The following is a 17,370-nucleotide window of genomic DNA, read 5'->3' on the forward strand; positions in this document are numbered from 1 at the left end:
ACTTCCACCAGCCGCATGCCGCTAGGTTCGACTGAGGCTTTGATCGGTGTATTAATGATATTGACCTTGGTTCCTGGTTTCACTTGACGGAACAGGGTTTCGATATCACCGTCGCGCAGACGAATACAACCAGAACTGACGCGCATGCCGATGCCAAAGTCAGCATTGGTGCCGTGCAGCAGATAAACGCCGCCGTATGCGGCTAAGCGAATCGCGTGATGGCCCATCGGGTTATCTGGCCCGGCAGGGACAACGGCAGGAAGATCGATGCCGTTTGCTTTATAGCGCGCGCGGATATTTGCTGTAGGCGTCCAGGTGGGGTTGGCGCGTTTATCGGAAATGGTGGTTACCATGGTGGGGGTCAGCGTATCACCGCCTAACTGGCCAATGCCGATAGGATATACGGTCACCGAATTGGTTCCCGGCTGGTAATAATAAAGACGCAGTTCGGCGAGGTTGATGACAATGCCTTCGCGCGGTGCATCCGGTAACAGGGTTTGCAATGGGATCGTCAAAACGCTGCCGGGGCGAGGTACGAAAGGATCAACGCCGGGGTTAGCCTGCAACAGCGCTAAAAAGCCGACGTTGTATTTTTTCGCAATCGCTTCGAGAGAACCGCCATTGTCTTCGACAACGTGAACGGCATTCTGTCCCACCAGGCGGCTTCCCGGCGGCGGCAGCGGCCAGGTGTTTGCCTGAGCCGGAAGTGCTAACGCGAAGGTCGCTGCAAGCGTAAAAAACGCTAACCAGCGAGAGAGTCGTTTATTGTTTAACATCACCATAAATCCATTGTTTTTACGTGGTTTTTATTATGTAAAAGTAAACAGGAATTATGGCCGTTTGCTGTGTCGGGAAGTGCAGGGAAGTGCAAAGAGTTTGTAAATTCACAGGCCGGGAGGGCTGTGTGCGCTCCCGGCCTGTTCACTATGCTACGGCGTTTTCTTCAAGCTGGCGCATAAACTGGCGTACCCAGTCGATTCGCGTTTTGCGTTCGCCCAGATCCTGCATAAATTTCAGCCGGGTTGGGCCGTCCAGACGGAAGTGCTGCGGCTGTTTTTGCAGTAAACCAATCAGCCAGACCGGATTGACGTGGTTTTTCTCTGCAAACTCAATTGTGCCGCCTTTTTCATTGCCTTCAAGCTTTCTGATACCCAGTTTCTGCGCCTGTTGGCGTAACCGGGCAATATCCAGCAGCGTACGGGCCGGGTCGGGCAGCAGACCAAAACGGTCTATCAGCTCGACCTTAATTTCTTCCAGCTCGTTTTCGCCTTTCGCACTGGCAATACGCTTGTAGAACGACAGTCGCGTGTTGACATCGGGAATATAGTCATCCGGCAGCAGTGACGGCATGCGCAGTTCAACTTCGGTTTGCTGGCTGGTGAGATCTTCCAGCGACGGTTCGCGTCCCTCTTTGAGCGCATCGACAGCATTTTCCAGCAGCTCCATATACAGCGAGAAGCCGATGCTTTCCATGGAACCACTCTGATCTTCACCCAGCAGTTCCCCGGCGCCGCGAATTTCAAGGTCGTGGGTCGCCAGCGCAAAGCCAGCGCCCAAATCTTCCAGCGAGGCGATGGCTTCCAGGCGCTTTTGCGCGTCGGTGGTCATCGCTTTTGGATGCGGCGTCAGCAGCCAGGCGTACGCCTGATGGTGTGAGCGTCCCACACGACCGCGCAACTGGTGCAATTGCGCTAAACCAAAGTGGTCGGCGCGTTCGATGATAATGGTGTTGGCGGTCGGAATGTCGATGCCGGTTTCGATAATGGTGGTACACACCAGCACGTTAAAGCGCTGATGGTGGAAATCGTTCATCACGCGTTCCAGTTCGCGCTCGCGCATTTGACCGTGGCCGATACCAATACGCGCTTCCGGCACCAGTTCCGCTAATCTGTCAGCCGTTTTCTGGATATTTTCAACGTCGTTAAACAGATAATAAACTTGCCCCCCGCGCAGAACTTCACGCAGGATAGCCTCGCGAACCACCAGATTGTCATATTCACGCACAAAGGTTTTCACCGCCAGACGACGGGCAGGAGGCGTGGCAATGATCGACAGATCGCGCATGCCGCTCATCGCCATATTGAGCGTACGCGGAATAGGCGTTGCCGTCAGCGTCAGGATATCGACATCCGCGCGCATTGCTTTGATGCGCTCTTTATGGCGAACGCCAAAACGGTGCTCTTCATCGACAATCAACAGACCCAGATCTTTTAACTTCACATCCGCTTGCAGCAGTTTGTGCGTGCCGATGAGAATATCAATTTTTCCCTCGGCAACTTGCTCCAGAATCTGCGCTTGCTCTTTGGCGCTACGGAAACGGGACAGCATCTCAATGCGTACCGGCCAGTTGGCAAAGCGGTCGCGGAAGTTGTCGAAGTGCTGCTGCGCGAGCAGGGTGGTTGGAACCAGCACGGCAACCTGCTTGTGGTTCTCTACGGCGAGGAAGGCGGCGCGCATCGCGACTTCGGTTTTACCAAAGCCGACGTCGCCGCACACCAGACGATCCATGGCCAGCGGCTGACACATATCGCTGAGGACCGCGTTGATCGCCTGCGCCTGATCGGGCGTAGTTTCAAACGGGAAGCTGTCGCAAAACAGCTGGTACTGCTCACGGTCATGCTTAAAGGCAAAGCCTTCTTTCGCCGCCCGCTGAGCATAGATATCCAACAGTTCTGCCGCGACATCGCGCACCTTCTCAGCGGCTTTCTGGCGGGCACGAGACCAGGCATCTCCGCCCAGTTTATGTAGCGGCGCATTTTCTTCCGCGCCACCAGCGTAGCGGCTGATCAGGTGCAACGATGACACAGGCACGTACAGTTTGGCGTCGTTGGCGTAGGTGAGCATCAGGTACTCGCCGGTGATACCGCCCGCTTCCAGCGTGGTCATTCCGGCATAACGGCCAACGCCGTGCTCCAGATGCACCACCGGTTGACCTGGATGCAGTTCTGCGAGGTTGCGAATTAACGTATCCGGATTGATGGTGCGACGAGAATCCTGGCGGCGGCGCGCCACCCGCTCCCCGAGCAGATCGCTTTCACAAATCAGCGCCAGGTTGCGTTTGCTATCAATGAAGCCGTGTTCGGCTGCGCCAATCATCAGATAGCGGCCATTGTCGATGGCTTCGTCGAGACGCAGTATGCGCTTCGGCGCGATTTTGATACGGGCGAGCAGTTCGCCGAGCGCTTCGCGACGACCTTCACTTTCAACCGAGAAAATCACCGGACCGGTGAAGGCTTCAAGAAATTTACGTAACGCATCTAACGGTGCTTTTTGCTGCGCCTGAACCGCGATATCTGGCAACTTCTGGAAGCCGAGGTTAGTATTCGCGGCTTTGTTTGCCAGTGTCTCGGTTTTCAGTTGAACGCGCGGCCAGCGTTTTAGTTCGGAGAACAGCTCGTCAACGCGCAGCCACAGCGAGTGCGGCGGCAGAAGCGGGCGCATCGGATCAACACCCCGATTCTCAAAACGCGACAGGGTATCGGCCTGGAAGCGTTCTGCACTGGTCTCTATATCACCCGTATTGACCAATAACGTATTGGCAGGGAAATAGCTGAACAGGGGGGGCAGCGGCTCGCTGAAAAACAGCGGCTGCCAGTATTCGATACCCGCAGGTAACGTGCCTTTGCTGACCTGCTGGTAAATATGTTCGGCGTCGCGTTTAACTTCAAAGGTATCGCGCCACTGGCTGCGGAACAGCTCGATCGCCGTTTTATCGGTCGGGAATTCGTGCGCGGGCAGCAAATTAATGGCATCGACTTCTTCCAGCGTGCGCTGGGTGTCGGTATCAAACAGACGCAGGCTGTCGATTTCGTCATCAAAGAAGTCCAGGCGATAAGGCAATTCACTGCCCATGGGGAACAGATCCAACAACGCGCCGCGCGTGGCGTATTCGCCGTGCTCCATCACCTGATCAACATGGCGGTAGCCCGCGCTGTCCAGTTGTTCGCGCAGGGCGTCGCGCGAAAGCCGCTGACCTTTTTTCATCACCAGCGCATGACCGTGCAGATAGCTGTGCGGACAGACGCGCTGCATCAGCGTGTTCACCGGCACAATCAGCACACCGCGCTGCATGGCAGGGAGCTGATACAGGGTGGACAGTCGCGAGGAGATAATCTCCTGATGAGGGGAAAAGCTATCGTAGGGCAGCGTTTCCCAGTCCGCCAGGTTCATTACCATCTGGTCGGTAAACTGACGAATTTCATCATGCAGTCGCAGGGCATTTTGCATGTCCGGCGCGATCAGTACGACAGGACCCGCATGACGTTCAGCGATTTCAGCGACCAGCGTCGCGCAAGCTGCGCCGGTCAGTTCACCTAACTGGCGCTGGTCGGAAGCGCCGGCCGGGAGCGTGTAACGATGTTGTTCAGGCATTCGGTTGTCAGGATCTCGTTTAGATATACATCTGATAAGCAATGTTCTTTATTATCCGTGATCGTTTCTCATAAGCAAATTGATTCGCCCCCTGATGGGGGCAAAAAGCACGTTGAAATTAGCGCGAGGATGTCGATAAAGATGGCGGGGAAAAGAGCAAGTCGGCAACGGTTTTTTGCGAAATTTTACGCACCAGCAAGCCAAACAGGGTGCACAACAGCAGGCAGGCGAAGGGATAAACCAGCAGCAGGAGCAACTCGCCGTACGCAGGCCAGGCGGCATGATTGATTTTGGGGATGAGCGTTAAGCTGAACAGCTCAACCAAAATACGGTGGGTGGTGTAGATGGCGATGGTATTGGATCCAATTACGCTTAAAGGGCTGGATGCGCGCATACCAAAGCGCTGCTCGAACTGATAAAACAGCTTCATGATCAGTACAATAGACAGGAGGGAAAGCAGTAGCGAAATATTTACCAGCCACGCGCCCACGGCGACCACTACGCTAACCATAAATATGAGCGTATGGCGGCGCAGAGGCACCTCTTTGATCCATACCATCAGCGTTGCGCCAAACCAGGCGCCGAGACTGTACCAGGGCAGATTGCGAATCACGCTGTTCACTCCCCACCACGGCGTGGGGAAAAAATTAATCGCCACGCTCAGCACGACAAACAGCGTCAACAGCGGTAACGCCCAGCGGTTGAAAATCTTACACAGCACAAAATAGACAATCAGTGCATACAGATACCACAAGCTGGTGCTGGCGGTCAGCATCCCGTGGGTAAAGCCAGCGATTGAACCGGCATACGCGGCGTTGGCGGCATGACTCAGATCGCGTTGCGGAGCCAACCAGTTATTGAGCGTGACTAACGCCAGCCATTGCACGACTCCCCATAGCACCAGCACCCAGGCAATACTCCAGATCCGTTTATTCACGCAGGTCGTCCAGGGAACGTTATCGATGTAGCGGCGGATCAAATAGCCCGAAATAAAGAAAAATACCGGCATACGAAACGGCGCCAGGTACAGATTGAGGTAAATCCAGCATTTGCTCAGCATCTCTGAAAGCGGATGCTGAAAGGTGGTGAGATGCGGGTAAAACGTAATGACTGAGTGGTATATAACCACCAGACAAATGCATAACCCTTTGATTTGATTAATCCATAGTTCTTTTTTATTCATCGAGACAGCGTATCCATATTGTTGGCTATAGCCTGCTATCCTGCGCAACCCTCAGTACGCTGTAATGCGTAACTGTCTGCATTTTGTTTTTTTAGGATAAAGATCAGGGACCGGCACTAAAGGGGCGAGGGACAGCTACAGCGGATTGATTTGTTTATACTTTTAGGAATAGTGCTGACGAACACTTACGGTTCAGTCATTTACCCATTCCGCTTTCGCTTATATACTCGTGACTTTGCTAACAGCAACCAGACGGATTTCATGTACCAACCTGTCGCTCTATTCATCGGCCTGCGTTATATGCGTGGGCGTGCAGCAGATCGCTTCGGTCGCTTCGTTTCCTGGCTCTCCACCATCGGCATTACTCTCGGGGTAATGGCGCTGGTCACAGTGTTGTCAGTGATGAACGGTTTCGAGCGCGAGCTGCAAAACAATATCCTTGGCCTGATGCCCCAGGCCGTTCTCTCGTCTGAGCAGGGTTCCTTAAACCCGCAGCAACTGCCGGAAAAAGCGGTGGTGTTGAACGGCGTCAACCGCGTTGCACCCATAACTACGGGAGATGTGGTGCTGCAAAGTGCACGTAGCGTGGCGGTTGGCGTAATGCTGGGGATCGACCCGGCGCAAAAAGATCCGCTCACGCCGTATCTGGTCAATGTGAAGCAAACAGATCTGCAACCGGGTAAGTATAATGTCATCCTCGGTGAGCAGCTTGCCGGGCAGCTGGGCGTTAACCGTGGCGATCAAATTCGCGTGATGGTGCCGTCCGCCAGTCAGTTTACGCCGATGGGGCGTCTGCCGAGCCAGCGTCTGTTTACGGTGATTGGCACCTTTGCTGCTAATAGCGAAGTCGACGGCTACCAGATGCTGACCAACATTCAGGATGCGTCACGCCTGATGCGCTACCCGGTGGGTAATATCACCGGCTGGCGTTTGTGGTTGAACGAGCCGTTAAAGGTTGACACGTTGAGCCAGCAAACGCTGCCGCAGGGCACCAAATGGCAGGACTGGCGCGAGCGTAAAGGGGAATTATTCCAGGCTGTGCGCATGGAGAAAAACATGATGGGGCTGTTGCTAAGTCTGATCGTGGCGGTAGCGGCTTTTAATATTATTACCTCGCTGGGTTTGATGGTAATGGAGAAGCAAGGGGAAGTGGCGATTCTACAAACGCAGGGGCTAACGCCGCGGCAGATAATGATGGTGTTTATGGTCCAGGGGGCCAGTGCCGGAATTATCGGCGCGCTGCTGGGCGCAGGGCTGGGCGCATTGCTCGCCAGTCAACTGAACAACCTGATGCCCATTATCGGCGTGCTTCTGGATGGCGCTGCGCTGCCGGTCGCCATCGAGCCGTTGCAGGTTATCGTCATTGCGCTGGTGGCGATGGCCATCGCGCTGCTGTCTACGCTTTATCCTTCCTGGCGCGCTGCCGCCACTCAACCCGCTGAGGCTTTACGTTATGAATAAGATCCTGTTGCAATGCGACAACCTGTGCAAACGCTATCAGGAAGGCACAGTGCAGACCGATGTACTGCACGATGTCAGTTTTTGCGTTGGCGAAGGCGAGATGATGGCGATTGTCGGCAGCTCCGGCTCCGGTAAGAGTACGCTGCTGCATCTGTTAGGTGGGCTGGATACGCCGACCTCCGGCGACGTCATTTTTAGCGGTCAGCCGATGAGCAAACTCTCGTCTGCGGCGAAGGCGGAGCTGCGCAATCAGAAGCTGGGCTTTATTTACCAGTTCCACCATCTGCTGCCGGATTTTACCGCACTGGAAAACGTGGCGATGCCGCTGCTGATCGGCAAGAAAAAACCGGCTGAAATCACTGCGCGCGCGCGCGATATGCTGAAAGCGGTAGGGCTGGATCATCGTGCCAGCCATCGGCCGTCTGAACTGTCGGGCGGCGAGCGTCAGCGTGTGGCGATTGCCCGTGCGCTGGTGAACAACCCTCGTCTGGTGCTGGCGGATGAACCCACGGGTAACCTGGATGCGCGCAATGCGGACAGCATTTTCGAGCTTCTGGGTGAACTTAACCGCTCTCAGGGCACAGCATTTCTGGTGGTTACGCACGATCTGCAGTTGGCGAAGCGGATGAGCCGCCAACTTGAAATGCGCGATGGTCGCCTGACGGCTGAACTGAGCCTGATGGGAGCAGAGTAATGGCGTCGCCTTTATCGTTATTGATTGGCCTGCGCTTTAGCCGTGGTCGGCGGCGCGGTGGCATGGTCTCGCTGATTTCTGTGATTTCTACCGTTGGTATCGCGTTGGGTGTGGCGGTGTTGATCGTCGGATTAAGCGCCATGAACGGCTTTGAGCGTGAGTTGAACAACCGTATTCTGGCCGTGGTCCCGCACGGTGAAATTGAGGCCGTTAACCAGCCGTGGAACAACTGGCAGGAAGCGCTCGATAAAGTGCAGAAAGTGCCAGGTATTGCTGCCGCGGCGCCTTATATCAACTTTACCGGGCTGGTGGAGAGTGGGGCGAATCTACGCGCGGTGCAGGTGAAGGGCGTTGACCCGAAACAGGAACAGCGTTTAAGCGCGCTGCCATCGTTCGTGCAGAACCACGCCTGGGATAATTTCAAAGCCGGTGAGCAGCAAATCATCATTGGTAAAGGGATTGCCGATGCGCTGAAGGTGAAGCAAGGCGACTGGGTGTCGATTATGATCCCTAACGCCAGTGCGGACCATAAGTTACAGCAGCCTAAACGCGTGCGTTTGCACGTGACGGGCATTTTGCAACTGAGCGGTCAGCTCGATCACAGCTTTGCCATGATCCCTATGAAAGACGCGCAGCAATACCTGGATATGGGATCCAGCGTTTCCGGGATCGCGCTGAAAGTTAACGACGTGTTTAACGCTAATAAACTGGTGCGAGACGCGGGTGAAGTGACCAACAACTATGTTTATATTAAGAGTTGGATTGGCACCTACGGCTATATGTATCGCGATATTCAGATGATCCGCGCCATTATGTATCTGGCGATGGTGCTGGTGATTGGCGTGGCCTGTTTTAATATCGTTTCCACGTTAGTGATGGCGGTAAAAGACAAAAGCGGTGATATTGCGGTATTAAGAACCCTGGGAGCTAAAGATGGTTTGATCCGTGCCATTTTTGTCTGGTACGGCCTGCTGGCGGGTCTGTTCGGCAGTCTGATAGGTGTGGTCATCGGGGTGGTTGTCTCGCTGCAATTGACGCCGATCATCAACGGAATCGAAGCGCTTATCGGCCATCAGTTCCTGTCTGGCGATATCTATTTCATTGACTTCCTGCCATCGGAATTACACTGGCTGGATGTGATCTACGTGCTGGTGACAGCATTAGTGCTGAGTCTTTTGGCGAGTTGGTATCCGGCGCGTCGCGCCAGCAATATTGATCCTGCGAGAGTACTTAGCGGCCAATAACAATAAGAAGGAGCGGTGATGTATTACGGATTTGACATCGGCGGGACCAAAATTGCGCTGGGGGTATTTGATAGCCAACGCCGTTTACAATGGGAAACACGCGTCCCTACACCTCGCGACAGCTATGACGCTTTCCTTGATGCGGTCTGCAATCTGGTAACGGAAGCGGACCAGCGCTTCGGCGTCAAAGGTTCGGTGGGTATCGGTATCCCTGGCATGCCAGAAACAGAAGACGGTACGCTATATGCGGCCAACGTGCCTGCCGCCAGTGGTAAACCGCTCCGCGCCGATCTCAGCGCCCGCCTTGACCGCGATGTCCGCCTGGACAACGATGCCAACTGTTTTGCCCTCTCTGAAGCCTGGGACGACGAGTTCACTCAGTATCCGCTGGTTATGGGGTTAATCCTCGGCACCGGTGTCGGCGGTGGACTCGTGCTTAACGGTAAATCCATCACCGGACGCAGCTATATCACCGGTGAGTTTGGTCATATTCGTTTGCCGGTCGATGCGCTGACGCTAATGGGATTTGATTTCCCACTGCGCCGCTGCGGATGCGGTCAATTAGGCTGTATTGAAAGCTATCTCTCCGGCGGTGGATTTGCGTGGTTGTATCAGCATTACTACCATCAACCGCTGGATGCCCGTGAAATTATCGCGCTGTGGGAGCAGGGAGATGAGCAAGCGCGCGCCCATGTTGAACGTTATCTGGATTTACTGGCAGTCTGTTTGGGGAATATCCTGACCATCGTTGATCCTGATTTAGTGGTGATTGGTGGTGGTTTGTCGAATTTTTCCGCTATTACGACGCAACTGGCGGACAGATTGCCACGCCATCTGCTGCCGGTTGCCCGAGTGCCGCGTATTGAGCAGGCACGGCACGGTGATGCGGGCGGAATGCGCGGGGCCGCTTTTTTACATCTTACCGATTAATACAAAGAGGTTGTTATGCTGTCGCGTCGGAGTCATCGGTTAAGCCGCTTTCGTAAAAATAAACGCCATTTGCGCGATCGCCTGCGTCAACGAATCTTTTTCAGAGACAGAGTGGTGCCTGAATTGATGGAAAAACCAAGAGTGTTGGTACTGACGGGAGCGGGGATTTCTGCCGAGTCAGGTATTCGAACCTTCCGTACGACGGATGGACTTTGGGAAGAACATCGGGTCGAAGACGTTGCGACCCCGGAAGGGTTTAGTCGTAACCCGGAACTGGTTCAGTCATTTTATAACGCCCGTCGTCATCAATTGCAGCAACCAGAAATCCAGCCCAACGCGGCGCATATCGCGCTGGCAAAACTTGAAGCCGAGCTGGGTGACCGTTTTTTACTGGTGACGCAGAATATTGATAACCTGCATGAACGCGCGGGCAGCCAGAATGTCATCCATATGCACGGCGAACTGCTCAAGGTTCGCTGTTCGCAAAGCGGACAGATTCTGGAGTGGACGGGCGATGTGACTGCGGAAGACAAATGCCATTGCTGCCAGTTCCCGGCTCCGCTGCGACCGCACGTCGTGTGGTTTGGTGAAATGCCGCTGGGAATGGATGAAATTTATATGGCGCTGGCAATGGCGGATGTGTTTATTGCCATTGGCACATCAGGCCATGTTTACCCGGCCGCGGGTTTTGTGCATGAGGCACGGCTGCATGGAGCGCATACGGTAGAGTTAAATCTCGAGCCAAGCCAGGTGGGAAGCGAGTTCGAAGAGAAGCATTATGGTCCGGCAAGCCAGGTGGTGCCCGAGTTTGTTGAGAGGTTATTGAAAGGACTGTGATTTTTTTTGCCGGATGGCGGCAAATGCCTTATCCGGCCTACGGTTCGCATTGATGTAGGCCCGATAAGCGTAGCGCCATCGGGCATTCCTTACAATGCTGAATTAGCGTCCTGCTTTCAGCTTCTGATAGTACTCTTCATAGATAGCGCTGGCGGAACCGACGTCGTTTTGCCATTCCCCTTTGTTGATGGTTTCAGCATCAGGGTAGAGCGTTTTATCGTTCGCCACTTCCGGGCTTAACAGCTTACGTGCCGCCAGGTTTGGCGTTGGATAACCGATGGTTTCTGCGACTTCTTTCGCCACGTCCGGGCGCAGCAGGAAGTTAATTAGCTTCAGCGCACCTTCTTTGTTTTTTGCGTTAGCTGGAATAGACAGGCTGTCCATCCAGAAAATACCCCCTTCCTTCGGCCACACCACCTCCAGCGGCGTACCTGCCTGGCGCGCAACATACGCGGAGCCGTTCCACACCATCCCCAGATTGACTTCACCTTCCATATACGGGTTGGCCGGGTTGTCAGAGTTAAATGCAGCGACGTTAGGCATCAGCTTCTTCAGTTCGTTATAGGCGGCTTCAATCTCTTTCGGATCGGTGGTATTGCCGGAATATCCCAGCTTGCGCAGCGCCATCTGGAAGACTTCGCGCGCGTCATCGGTTAACAACAGGCTACCTTTGTACTCCGGTTTCCACAGGTCTGCCCAACTGGTTACGCTTTTCGGGTCGATGGCATCGCTGTTGACGCCAATGGCCGTCGCACCCCAGATATACGGAATGGAGTAGTCATTGTTAGGGTCAAACGGCTTGTTGAGCATTTCCGGATCGAGGTTGTGGAAATTGGTCAACGTCGACTTGTCGATCTTCTGGATCATGCCTTCTTTACGCATTTTATCGACGTAATAGGTAGACGGAACCACCAGATCGTACGCACCGTCTTTATAGGTTTTGAGCTTGGCGTACATGGTTTCATTCGACTCGTAGGTCGAATAGATAACCTTAATGCCGGTCTCTTTGGTGAACTGCTCCAGCAGTCCTGGCGGCACGTACTCAGTCCAGTTATAGAAATAGAGCGTGTTGTTGTCATTCGCGTGAGCGGCGCTCATGCCCAGTGCCAGAGCACCCGCCGCGAGCAGGTGGCGTGACCATTTTTTCATCATTTAACGTCCCCTGAATTAAGGGCCTTAGCGGCCCTTGGTTTTATCACGTGCAATAAGCTGGCTGGCGATCACCATAACCAGCGACAGAACCAACAAAATGGTCGCCAGCGCGTTCACCTCGGGTGATACGCCGACTTTTACCATTGAGTAGATTTTTAAGGGCAAAATTTCGTAACCCGGTCCGGTGACGAAGGATGAAACGACGACGTCATCCATCGACAGCGTAAAGCTTAGCAACCAGCCTGCGGCTACCGCAGGCATTGCCAGCGGTAGAATGATCTTGCGCAGAATAGTCACTTCGCTGGCACCTAAATCTTTTGCCGCTTCCAGCATTCGCACATCAAAACCTTTTAGACGCGAATAGACCGTCACCACCACAAAAGGCAGACAGAAGGTAATATGCGAAAACAGCAGCGACCAGAAGCCGAGCTGAATGCCAATTAACATAAACAGAACCAGCAGCGAAATCGCCATTACGATATCGGGCGACATCATCACCACAAACAGCATGCCGCTGACAAAGGGTTTCCCGCGAAAACGGTAGCGATAAAGCGCGACCGCGGTGAGTGAACCGATCAGCGTGGCAAACGTTGCGGAGAGCACTGCCATCGTCAGGGAGTGTTGCGCCGCCTGCAGCAGGCTGTCGTTGTTAACCAGCAGACCGTACCACTTGGTAGTAAAACCTTGCCAGTTGATGCCAAAGCGCGAGCTGTTAAAGGAGTTCACAATCAAAATAATGATTGGAATGTACAGATACGCGTAGATAGCGGTCATAAAACCGCCACGAAGCAGTCGACCGATCATTCGAGTTCTACCTTCTTGTTCAGCAAGCGGGAGGCGCGCCAGTAAACCAGCAGCATCAGCCCCATCACGATAGTCAGCGTTATGCTGGTAGCTGCGCCAAACGGCCAGTCGCGAATGTTCAGGAACTGCACTTTAATCACGTTACCAATTAACAGGTTTTTCGCCCCACCCATTAAATCGGAAACGTAAAACAGCCCCATTGCCGGCAGCATAACCAGCAGACATCCAGCGATAATTCCCGGCATCGTCAGCGGAATAATGATGCGGGTAAAGGTCTGAAGTTTGCTGGCGCCTAAATCGCGTGCGGCTTCCAGCAGCGGTTTGTCGAGTTTCTCAATGCTGGAGTAGAGCGGCATCACCATAAACGGTAGCAGGATGTACACCAGGCCGATGATCACCGCGCTGGGGGTAAACATGATGCGAATGGGGGTATCAATAATGCCGGTCCACAATAGAAATTCGTTGAGATAGCCCTTGGTGCTGAGGAAAATTTTGAGTCCATAAATGCGAATAAGCGAGTTGGTCCAGAACGGAACAATCAGCAGGAACAGCAGCAGCGGGCGCACTTTTTCCGGCAGCTTTACCAAAAACCAGGCAAACGGATAGCCCAGTACCAGACAGGCGAGCGTGGCAATCAACGCCATATTGAGGGAGTGAACCAGTACCTCAAAATAGAGCGGATCCAGCAGGCGAGTATAGTTTTCCAGCGTAAAGACCATTTTGACGAAATTAGCGTCGTCACGGGTCAAAAAGCTGGTGCCGATGATCATCAGGTTGGGCAGAAAGACAAATAACACAAGCCAACCGACAATGGTGACGATCACCACACTCTGGAATTTACTTGTGTTCTTCATCAGCCAGTACGACCTCCCAGCTTTCTACCCAGTTAATCGCCATTTTCTGGTCGAGCGAGTGGTCGAAGTCAGGATCGTCTTCATTGAAGAATTCACTGACCATCACCATCTTGCCATTTTCCAGTTCCACAACCGACTCCAGCGTCATGCCTTTGTAGTTGCGTTCACGCACATAGCCGATAAGACCTTCAATATGATTATCGTCGTTGATCTCATCAACGCGCAGATCTTCCGGGCGTAATAATACGTGCAGTTTTTGTCCAGGCACCACCGCGAAGTTGACGTAAATGTTGCATTCGCGACCTTCCACATTAGCACGAACGCGCTGATCGTCCAGACGCTCAATGACCGTCGCGTTAAACATATTAATCTCGCCGATAAACCCGGCGACAAACAGATTTTTCGGCTCTTCGTAGATTTCGCGCGGCGTACCATCTTGCTCAATCTTGCCATCGCGCATCACCACGATACGGTCTGACATGGTCAGCGCTTCTTCCTGGTCGTGCGTGACAAAAACAAAAGTGATACCAAGTTTACGTTGCAGCGCTTTCAGTTCGTTCTGCATCTGTTTGCGCAGCTTGTAGTCCAGCGCAGAGAGGGATTCATCCAACAGGAGCAAACGAGGTTTGTTGACCACCGCACGGGCAATCGCCACGCGCTGTTGCTGCCCACCAGAAAGTTGATGCGGCTTTCGTTGGGCGAATTCTTCCAGTTGTACCATGCGCAGGGCTTCGGTAACGCGAGGAGGGATATCAGCAGCGGGTGTTTTCTGCATGCGTAAACCGAAGGCCACATTTTCAAACACGGTCATGTGGGGAAATAACGCATAGCTTTGGAAGACGGTGTTCACGTAGCGATTTTCCGCCGGAACGTGAGTGATGTCCTGGTTGTCCAATATGATATGACCGGAATCAACCGTTTCCAGACCGGCAATCAGGCGAAGAACGGTTGTTTTACCGCAGCCAGAGGGGCCGAGCAGCGTGAGAAACTCGCCGTTTTTAATGGTCAAATCCAGGCTGGAAATCACCTCTTTGCCATCGAAACTTTTGCGAATTCCCGCTAATTGCACCAGTGGAGAAAGCGAACGCGGTTGTTTATTCAATTTTTTACTCTGTCCCATGTAAACGCAACGGATGGCTGACCGATGCGGGGTTTGTGGTTAACCACCTTGATGACTCTTAATGAGGGCCGTTATTCTACGGCAAACCATGGTAATCGCCAATCCTTGTTGCGAATTACTGACTTAGCCCTATAGTCAGAGGGGATGTCATGGCGAAATATTCTTACTTGCGGGGATAAAAGTGACCTGACGCAATATTTGTCTTTTGTTGCTTATTGATAATGTTGTCACAAAAAGTGAGGGTGACTGCATGGATAAACTACTTGAGCGTTTTTTACACTACGTGTCGCTGGACACCCAATCAAAATCGGGCGTGCGGCAAGTACCCAGCACCGAAGGACAGTGGAAGTTATTACAACTGCTCAAACAACAGCTCGAAGAGATGGGGCTGGTCAATATTTCACTCAGCGAAAAGGGGACGCTGATGGCAACGTTGCCTGCTAACGTTGCTGGCAATATTCCCGCTATCGGTTTTATTTCCCATGTGGATACCTCACCGGATTGCAGTGGTAAAAACGTTAATCCGCAAATTGTTGAAAACTACCGCGGGGGCGATATCGCGTTAGGTATTGGCGATGAAGTTCTGTCGCCGGTGATGTTCCCGGTACTGCATCAGCTTTTGGGCCAGACGCTAATCACTACAGACGGCAAAACATTGCTGGGTGCCGATGATAAAGCAGGCATCGCAGAAATCATGACCGCGCTGGCTGTGCTAATCCAAAAAGAGATTCCGCACGGTGATATTCGCGTGGCCTTTACGCCGGACGAAGAGGTCGGTAAAGGGGCGAAGCATTTTGACGTTGCGGCATTTGATGCGCAGTGGGCCTATACCGTTGATGGCGGTGGCGTAGGGGAGCTGGAGTTTGAAAACTTCAACGCCGCGTCGGTGAATATCAAAATTGTCGGCAACAATGTGCATCCGGGCACCGCAAAAGGGGTGATGGTGAATGCGCTGTCGCTGGCGGCGCGTATTCACGCTGAGGTTCCGGCAGATGAAAGCCCGGAAACGACGGAAGGCTATGAAGGCTTTTATCACCTCGCGAGCATGAAAGGGACGGTTGATCGGGCGGATATGCACTACATCATCCGGGATTTTGACCGCAAGCAGTTTGAGGCGCGTAAACGCAAGATCATGGATATCGCCAAGAAGGTTGGCAAAGGGTTACACCCGGACTGCTATATCGAACTGGTGATCGAAGACAGCTACTACAATATGCGCGAAAAAGTGGTTGAGCATCCGCACGTGCTGGATATTGCCCAGAAGGCGATGCGTGATTGCGATATTGAACCTGTGCTGAAGCCTATTCGTGGCGGAACCGACGGCGCGCAGCTGTCGTTTATGGGGTTACCGTGTCCTAATCTGTTCACCGGCGGCTACAACTATCATGGCAAACATGAATTTGTGACCCTGGAAGGGATGGAAAAAGCGGTGCAGGTAATTGTACGTATTGCGCAGTTAACCGCGAAGCAGCCGTAAATTTCTCGGTAGATGCTGGATGGCGCTTGGCCATCCGGCACGGAATATTTCATTCGGGTAGGCCTGATAAGACGCGTTAGCGTCGCATCAGGCACAATCACACATTATCCTTCGAAGAACCAATACCCGCTATTAACCAGTGCGGCCAGCATGGCAAGGAAGGATGGATCTTCCAGCGCATCCTCAAAATTCTCGGCCGTCAGTACGATATGGCTGGCAAGGGCTTCAAGGGCAGGACGATGCGGCGAGTCAATTTTCTCACCATTGGCGTAGATATCATCGCCGATGCGCAATACACGCAATCCACCCAGACGCACTAATACATCCCCTTGCTTCAGGGCGTCGTAGATTTCGTCAGGCTGATACGGTGGCTCTGGCGGGGCAATATCCAGTTCATGACGAGACTGAGAAATAAACTCACCAAACCATTGTTGGAAATGTTCAGGTTGATTAATCAGCCCCAGCATCATTTCGCGCAGCTTGTCCATCTCCTGCGGTAGAACGTCAGCCGGATGATCGCGGGGTGGCAGATCCGGATCGCTGTAATATGTGCTGCCCAGTTCACGCTGTAAAACGTAATCGGCAAATCCGCTGATCAGCTCGCGAGTGTTTGGCGCACGGAAGCCCACCGAATAGTTCATGGCGTTTTCCAACGCGTAGCCTTCGTGTGGGAACCCTGGCGGAATATACAGAATATCGCCGGGTTCCAGCTCTTCATCGATGATGGCTTCAAACGGATCGACCTGCAACAAATCTGGGTGAGGGCAGTGCTGCTTCAACTGTAGTTTTTCGCCCACGCGCCAGCGGCGGCGTCCGGTTCCCTGAATAATAAACACATCGTACTGATCCAGATGCGGGCCAACGCCGCCTCCGGGTACGGAGAAGGAGATCATCAGATCATCGATACGCCAGTCCGGCAGCTCGCGAAACGGACGCATCAGCGCGGCGGTTGGCTCATGCCAGTGATTGACCGCCTGTACCAGCAGCGACCAGTTGTTTTCGCCAAGATGGTCATAGCTTTCGAACGGACCGTGGTTAACCTGCCATTTACCGTCCTGATGGCTGACGAGTCGGCTGTCGACTTCGCTTTCCATTGCCAGTCCAGCCAGTTCGTCAGGAGAGAGTGGATCAATAAAGTTGTTAAACCCGCGTTTTAAGACCACAGGACGTTTTTGCCAGTGGCGTTCCAGAAAATCGGGCCAGTTAAGTGTGAGTTGGTATTCCATAATGAGCATCCCGCAGG

General features: G+C 53.4%; 14 protein-coding genes. 6 read left to right on the forward strand and 8 right to left on the reverse strand.

The window, feature by feature from the left end; all coding sequences use genetic code 11:
• The 3 genes from FDW92_RS11375 to FDW92_RS11385 all read right to left on the reverse strand — a co-directional run.
• A partial coding sequence (locus FDW92_RS11375) for a L,D-transpeptidase family protein (protein ID WP_249357172.1) occupies positions 1–776 on the reverse strand: 776 nt, incomplete at its 3' end.
• Between the two features lie 148 nt (positions 777–924).
• Complete coding sequence (mfd, locus tag FDW92_RS11380; protein ID WP_042309100.1) at positions 925–4,371, reverse strand: transcription-repair coupling factor; 3,447 nt, start codon at positions 4,369–4,371, stop codon at positions 925–927.
• Positions 4,372–4,489: 118 nt separating this feature from the next.
• Positions 4,490–5,554 (reverse strand): acyltransferase family protein, encoded by a 1,065-nt coding sequence (locus FDW92_RS11385; RefSeq protein WP_042309097.1) that lies wholly within the window; start codon positions 5,552–5,554, stop codon positions 4,490–4,492.
• A gap of 261 nt (positions 5,555–5,815) precedes the next feature.
• Here FDW92_RS11385 and lolC point away from each other — a divergent pair, with 261 nt between their 5' ends.
• The 5 genes from lolC to cobB are packed head-to-tail and all read left to right on the forward strand — an operon-like array spanning position 5,816 to position 10,720.
• A complete protein-coding gene (gene lolC / locus FDW92_RS11390) occupies positions 5,816–7,015 on the forward strand; it encodes a lipoprotein-releasing ABC transporter permease subunit LolC (RefSeq protein ID WP_038639847.1) in 1,200 nt (399 codons plus the stop codon).
• Entirely contained in the window at positions 7,008–7,709 is a 702-nt protein-coding gene (gene lolD / locus FDW92_RS11395) for a lipoprotein-releasing ABC transporter ATP-binding protein LolD (protein ID WP_042309095.1), read from the forward strand. The genes lolC and lolD overlap by 8 nt, the downstream gene beginning before the upstream one ends.
• Positions 7,709–8,953: a lipoprotein-releasing ABC transporter permease subunit LolE gene (lolE, locus tag FDW92_RS11400; protein WP_042309093.1), complete on the forward strand. Its 1,245-nt coding sequence runs from the start codon at positions 7,709–7,711 to the stop codon at positions 8,951–8,953. The genes lolD and lolE overlap by 1 nt, the downstream gene beginning before the upstream one ends.
• Positions 8,954–8,971: 18 nt before the next feature.
• On the forward strand, positions 8,972–9,883 hold the full coding sequence (gene nagK / locus FDW92_RS11405) for an N-acetylglucosamine kinase (RefSeq protein WP_042309091.1): 912 nt from the start codon (positions 8,972–8,974) through the stop codon (positions 9,881–9,883).
• 15 nt (positions 9,884–9,898) lie between these two features.
• Positions 9,899–10,720: a Sir2 family NAD+-dependent deacetylase gene (gene cobB / locus FDW92_RS11410; RefSeq protein WP_137400627.1), complete on the forward strand. Its 822-nt coding sequence runs from the start codon at positions 9,899–9,901 to the stop codon at positions 10,718–10,720.
• Positions 10,721–10,822: 102 nt separating this feature from the next.
• Here the strand turns inward: cobB and potD are convergent, their stop codons facing one another.
• The 4 genes from potD to potA are packed head-to-tail and all read right to left on the reverse strand — an operon-like array spanning position 10,823 to position 14,650.
• Positions 10,823–11,869 carry a spermidine/putrescine ABC transporter substrate-binding protein PotD gene (gene potD, locus FDW92_RS11415; protein WP_042309338.1) on the reverse strand — a complete coding sequence of 349 codons (1,047 nt, stop codon included), beginning with the start codon at positions 11,867–11,869 and terminating at the stop codon, positions 10,823–10,825.
• 27 nt (positions 11,870–11,896) lie between these two features.
• Entirely contained in the window at positions 11,897–12,676 is a 780-nt protein-coding gene (gene potC / locus FDW92_RS11420) for a spermidine/putrescine ABC transporter permease PotC (RefSeq protein WP_006684943.1), read from the reverse strand.
• Positions 12,673–13,530: a spermidine/putrescine ABC transporter permease PotB gene (potB, locus tag FDW92_RS11425; protein ID WP_042309087.1), complete on the reverse strand. Its 858-nt coding sequence runs from the start codon at positions 13,528–13,530 to the stop codon at positions 12,673–12,675. The genes potC and potB overlap by 4 nt, the downstream gene beginning before the upstream one ends.
• Positions 13,514–14,650 carry a spermidine/putrescine ABC transporter ATP-binding protein PotA gene (potA, locus tag FDW92_RS11430; protein WP_038639864.1) on the reverse strand — a complete coding sequence of 379 codons (1,137 nt, stop codon included), beginning with the start codon at positions 14,648–14,650 and terminating at the stop codon, positions 13,514–13,516. Before potA ends, potB begins: the two co-directional genes overlap by 17 nt.
• 250 nt (positions 14,651–14,900) lie before the next feature.
• Here potA and pepT point away from each other — a divergent pair, with 250 nt between their 5' ends.
• Complete coding sequence (gene pepT, locus FDW92_RS11435) at positions 14,901–16,127, forward strand: peptidase T (protein ID WP_042309083.1); 1,227 nt, start codon at positions 14,901–14,903, stop codon at positions 16,125–16,127.
• Positions 16,128–16,231: 104 nt separating this feature from the next.
• On the opposite strand, the gene roxA is transcribed toward pepT, so the two are convergent.
• The gene (gene roxA / locus FDW92_RS11440) at positions 16,232–17,353 is read right to left on the reverse strand and encodes a [50S ribosomal protein L16]-arginine 3-hydroxylase (protein ID WP_042309081.1); all 1,122 of its coding nucleotides are present in this window, start codon (positions 17,351–17,353) and stop codon (positions 16,232–16,234) included.
• Positions 17,354–17,370 lie beyond the last annotated feature (17 nt).

Source organism: Citrobacter sp. wls706 (genome assembly GCF_005281305.1).
Classification (GTDB): Bacteria; Pseudomonadota; Gammaproteobacteria; order Enterobacterales; family Enterobacteriaceae; genus Citrobacter; species Citrobacter werkmanii.